Genomic DNA, 4,803 nt, shown 5'->3' with positions numbered 1-4,803 from the left:
GATCGTCTGGGCTCGCGGGGTGGCGGCGACGCGGTCGTGCCGGGCGCGCAGTTCCACCAGGTCGGGGTGTTCCTCGATGGGTGCGGCGCGATGGGTCGATGCCATGGTGACCTCCTCAGGAAGAATGGCTCTCCACCCAGTACCCATAAAAGCGACATAATCATATAAATAGATTGACTCTCCCGTTGCGGCAGCCGGATCCTGGCCAGTTGCAGCCTTCGCCGGACCCGTCCGGGCTTCGCGCCGTCGGGCCCGCTTTCTTGATCTTTACCCCACGAGACACTGGATGGCCTGGCTGCTGCATCCGCCCTGGAACACGCAGATCAGCAGTACCCGAGTGACGCGCGCGGACAAATCTGGTCTCATCCGGTGGAGCCGCAGGTAGCCGCTCCAGGCTCCTGCGAGCCGGGAAGCGGCTGCTGGCCGCAGGTCAGAAGGTGCCCTGTTCGCAGATGCGGCGGGCGACCTCGCGGAGTTTGATGTTCTCCTCCTGCGAGTAGCGGCGCAGCACGTCGAAGGCTTCTTCTTCGGTGAGGTGGCGGGCGCCCATCAGGATGCCCATGGCCTCGCCGATGGTGTGGCGGGTGGCGACGGCCTGTTCCATCTGGGCGTGGGTGCGGGCGGCGGAGAAGGCGACCGCGGCATGGGAGGCCAGCAGCCAGCCGGCCGTCTCGTTGGTGGCGGTGAACGTGCCGGGTTCGCGGGAGTAGAGGTTCAGGGCGCCGAGGTCCCGCTCCTCGGTGTACAGCAGGAAGCCCATCATGCTGCCCACCCCGAGCTTGTGGGCCTGGGGGGGCGTAGGCGGGCCAGCGCTGGTGTTCGGCGGTGAGGTCGGCGATGCGGAAGACCCGCTCGCCGTGCGAGCTGCGGGCGGCGTCGAAGCAGGGGCCTTCCCTCAGGCGTTCCTGGAGCTCGTCGCTGTCGATGACCAGCTGGTGAGTGGGGGCGAGGCTCTCGACGCGGCCGTCATGGAGCACGAGGACGCCGGCCGCGTCGCAGCCGTCGACCAGCTCGGTGGCCGAAGCGGCGATCCGTTCCAAGGTGGCGGCCACCGAGTCCTGTGCAAGCAGGTCTCGTGCCATCGACGCCATCTGCTGCGCGAAGTGACCCCAGTCCACCGCGTTCTCCCTCTCGTCCCGCCCGGGCCGGCCTCCTGCCCCAGCCTTCCACGAAACCGCCCTGAGGCAGGGCAGGAAGGTCAGGCCGGGAGGGTGACTCCTGGTGCCGTAGGCGGGCGTAGGCTCGAAGAGCGGAGGTCACAGGGGACGTGATGGGTCGCTGGGGTGCTTGGCCACGGCTTTCCCCCGAGCCGCGAGTTGTCGGCCAGGAGCCCGGGCCTCCGTCGGGGAGCCCGACCGGCTACGCGCAGGCCGGGCTCATCCGCGGCATGAACGGCCACCCCGTCGAGACCGGACCCGGCGGCCATGAAGATCATCTGGCCCCGTCGTCAGATGCTGCTTTGCAGCGCCCGCGCTGGCGTGCTCCCACGGACTGTGTCGTCGGTGCCCGGGTGCCATTCAGCCAGGACGATGGTGGCATCGTCCCGCAACTGGCCGTGGTGGTGGTCGAGGACGCCGTGGATGAGGCAGCGCAGGACTTCGGGGGCCGGTTCGCCCGCGGTTAGCGCACGGGCCGCCGAGTACCTCCCGCCCCACGAGTCGAACGTCGTGGCGGGCCCTTCGGAGGCGGCTGCCGTGGCACGGGGTCGCCGTGCGGGACCCGGTCTCGATTTCCGGCCGGCCTTCGTGGGGCACGCCCGCCCATGGGTACTCGGAAGGCGGAGAAAGGAGCGTTCGAAGGCGGAGAAAGGAGCGTTCACGATGACGACTCCCGATCCCGAGCCCAGGCGCACGACCGGGCTCGAACCAGGCGGCGGGATGCCATCAGGCCAGACGTCGCTCGCCGAAGAAAACTCCTTCGGTATCTCCCACCCCCGAGCCACCGAACCACACAAGGGCGCCGTTAGCGCGGGGTCAGTCGTCGTGGTGGCCGTACATGCCGCGGATTTCCGCCTCGCTCTCGCCGCGGTAGGTGACGTGCCAGTGCATGTGCTTGGACTCCTGGTACAGGCCCAGATTCGTCGTGACCGAACACGACCCGTGCTCCTTCTCCACCCCGGCGGCCACCTCCCGCACCACCGCGACGACGTCGTGCAGCAGGTCCTCATCCGCGCTACCGAGGTCGCTGAGCGAGGGGACGTGCTCCTTGGGGATCACCACGATGTGCACCGGGTATGACGGGTTGGTGTGGTGGAAGGCCAGCACCCGCTCGGTCTCCCTCACCTTCTCGATGGGAACCGCGCCAGCCAGCGCCTGGTGGCAATAGAAGTCGGAGACTGTCGAGGTACCGGTCACAGATGCGCACCTTCGCTGAGCAGCGATGTCGGAAGACCACCTGCCCGACGAAATCGCCGGGCAGGCACCAACGCCAGCGTAGCGATCCGCCGACCTGTAGCCGAATTCCCCAACAACCCCCTAAAGAATAGTCATTCGAATAAATCGCGCGTGCATGACCCGACCCTGGCACTCAACCATCGAACCAACCGAAACTCAAAGGATCTGAACCTTCGACGGCTTGACCTACAGCTCCTGCTGGTCAAAGCGTCAGCGGCACGCCGTCGGCGTCCATCGCAGACCCAGGCAAGACGTCACGTCAGGCTGAGGGTTCTCTGAATGGAGTCGCGTACCGAGTCATCCGTCTCGTTCGCCAGATACCGGCTGAGGGCCTCTCGGCGCTGGGCAGGGAGCTGCCGACCTTGCGGAGTGCGTGTCGTCATGAGGATGGCGGCGAGGGAGCGGATCCCGGGCACTGGATCGGCGAGGGCCGTGGTGAGTAGGTCTCGGCCGTGTTCTCCCTGGGCAGCAAGGGCACGGAGGATCGCTTCTCGGACGGCTGGGTGAGGCTCTGTGGTCAGTGCGTGCAGCAGTGTGCCGGGCAGGTCGGTGCTCGGGGCTGGGTGGGTGATGAAGGTATAGGCGGCGGCCCGCCGCCGTGTCGGAAGTTCGTCATCCAGGAGTGTGGCCACAAGCTCGGCCTCGTTGCCGGACATCTGGTCGGCGAACCAGGTGAGGTCCCGGTGTCCGGTCAGGGCGAAGTCGAGCCATCGCTCGTACCAGGACAGGAAGTCGGAGTCGGTGTGAAAGCGGGGAGCGAAGAACCCCTCGCCGTTGACCTCGACCAGGCGCCCGCGCCCGGGGCCTGTGACGACAAGCAGCGTGAAGTCGCTGCAGCCCCGGTAGACGACCGTGATGGTGCCGGGGAAAGAGCCTGTGAACTCGCCTTGGTCAGCGGGGCCTTGGGGGATATCCAGGTCGGGGACGATCGGGAACGATTCGGTGAGCCGTCCCATGCCGGTCTGCCGGCTGACCCACTGCTTCATCGGCAGGAGCCCATAGGTGGGACCGTATCCGCCGTGGCCGATACGGGTGAGGAACTGGCGGAATTCCTCAGGCAGTCGGACGCCGTGGCTGTCCTCGAAATCCGAGATCTGTGCTTCGGTGAGCGGGGGGCCAAGTACGGCCTTCTCCGTTACCGGCAGTGCGGAGAGTTTGGTGTGGATCCGGGTGATCCTGGCGTTCACCGGTGCGTCTTCTCATGTCGGATGAAAGTACGAGGCGACCATAGTGCATGATCGCGCCACCTGGTTGTTATCAGTTTGCGTCGAACACGGCAAGACGGCGCCGGAGTTCCAGGTTCTCCCCATGGGCCACCCCCAGGGCCTTCCGGAGCCGGGTGATTTCCTCTCGGTGAGCCTGCTGCTGTTGTGACAGGCGTGCGCTCAGCGCGCGCACGGCAGCCGAGGTCGACGACGGCGCTGCGGTGTCTGCCTGGCGCACACCGGGAACCTGGCCGTCCTTCGCGCGATGGCGTTCGATCGCCCTTCGGAGCTGCGGGTGTCTGCCGAGGAAGTCGGTACTCACTCCTGCCTCACGGGCAACGGCGGTGAAGCTGAGGGCTTGGCCGGTCTTGACGATCTGGGCGGTAAGAGGCGCAGCACGACGTGATCAGTCGCGGGGTCGTTCAAACACGGCAGTGGCGTTCGCCTCGTACGCCAGGCTGGAGATCACGTCGGCGTAGCCCCGGTCCAGTATCTGCCGTTCACGTGCAGTGAATGAGGGCATGGTCGGCCTCATGATCGGGGTTCGTGGTCGCCCGGGTCGCGACGGATCAACCGGGCGTTCCTCAGCGGCCTCTTCAGCATTGGCGTAGTTCCTCTGCCCAGGCGCGAAGATGGTCTTCGAGGGCGAGGTTGTGGCCGCGGGCCACGGCCGGCAGCAGTTGGGCGCACATGGTTGCTTCGGCGGCGAGGCCGGCGGGGCTGTCCAGGATCGGGAAGACGGCGCGGACGCGGGCGGTGGTGTCCGGCTGGAGCAGTGTGTAGGCGTAGAGCGTGACGGCGTCGACCCCCCTCCGGCGCTTGGCTTATCTAGAGGTCGTACCCGTTCATGCTGTTCAGGCGGATGCATAGTAGTGAGAGACGTCAGGAACGTGGTCCGGCAAAGCAGTGGTTCCGTGGTTGTCTACGTTTGCGTGGGGTCGTTTCGACGTGAGTGCGGGAGCCACCATCTGACCGACGCCGCACCAGAGATGGAGCCCAGCAGTCGAACGTCCCCGAGCCCGGTGCCGCGTGAGCCGCCTCAACTGATCCAATAAGTTGACGATTACTCGTGAAGCGCTGGCCTGCGGCGCTATGCTGCTGTGTCGTGCAGGAGACGCGCCTCGACACCGCTCGGATCCGGGCGGCTCGCCAGGTGATCGACCCGGTCTTTCTCGACACTCCGCTGTACCGCTGCGAGGCGCTGG

The 4,803-nt window shown here is 66.7% G+C and carries 4 protein-coding genes and 3 pseudogenes; 3 read left to right on the top strand and 4 right to left on the bottom strand.

Annotated features, from left to right (window positions below):
- Positions 1–430: 430 nt before the first annotated feature.
- Positions 431–1,091, bottom strand: a pseudogene (locus ACZ60B_RS42560) (GAF and ANTAR domain-containing protein).
- Between the two features lie 296 nt (positions 1,092–1,387).
- Between ACZ60B_RS42560 and ACZ60B_RS42555 the strand changes: the two are divergent.
- Together ACZ60B_RS42555 and ACZ60B_RS42550 are read left to right on the top strand one after the other, a co-directional pair.
- On the top strand, positions 1,388–1,624 hold the full coding sequence (locus ACZ60B_RS42555; protein ID WP_469397358.1) for a hypothetical protein: 237 nt from the start codon (positions 1,388–1,390) through the stop codon (positions 1,622–1,624).
- Positions 1,530–1,952, top strand: a pseudogene (locus tag ACZ60B_RS42550) (DUF6480 family protein); the annotation flags it as partial. The gene ACZ60B_RS42555 and the pseudogene ACZ60B_RS42550, both read left to right, overlap by 95 nt.
- A 21-nt stretch (positions 1,953–1,973) precedes the next feature.
- On the opposite strand, the gene ACZ60B_RS42545 reads toward ACZ60B_RS42550, so the two are convergent.
- The 3 genes from ACZ60B_RS42545 to ACZ60B_RS42535 form a co-directional block, all read right to left on the bottom strand.
- A complete protein-coding gene (locus ACZ60B_RS42545) occupies positions 1,974–2,354 on the bottom strand; it encodes an HIT domain-containing protein (RefSeq protein WP_469397356.1) in 381 nt (126 codons plus the stop codon).
- Between the two features lie 293 nt (positions 2,355–2,647).
- Entirely contained in the window at positions 2,648–3,580 is a 933-nt protein-coding gene (locus ACZ60B_RS42540; protein WP_469397354.1) for an SMI1/KNR4 family protein, read from the bottom strand.
- A 70-nt stretch (positions 3,581–3,650) separates the two neighbouring features.
- Positions 3,651–3,920 (bottom strand): hypothetical protein, encoded by a 270-nt coding sequence (locus ACZ60B_RS42535; RefSeq protein WP_469397351.1) that lies wholly within the window; start codon positions 3,918–3,920, stop codon positions 3,651–3,653.
- Positions 3,921–4,703: 783 nt separating this feature from the next.
- Here ACZ60B_RS42535 and ACZ60B_RS42530 point away from each other — a divergent pair.
- Positions 4,704–4,803: pseudogene (locus tag ACZ60B_RS42530) on the top strand (threonine dehydratase); the annotation flags it as partial.

The sequence above is a fragment of the Streptomyces sp. NPDC104096 genome (assembly GCF_055584385.1).
Note: the sequence above shows the minus strand (reverse complement) of the source record. Positions and strands in the feature narration are given on the sequence as shown.

What these genes read in the sequence shown, in the direction of transcription:
- ACZ60B_RS42555 (WP_469397358.1), top strand. Translation starts at nt 1,388, where the DNA reads ATGAACGGCCACCCCGTCGAGACCGGACCCGGCGGCCATGAAGATCAT.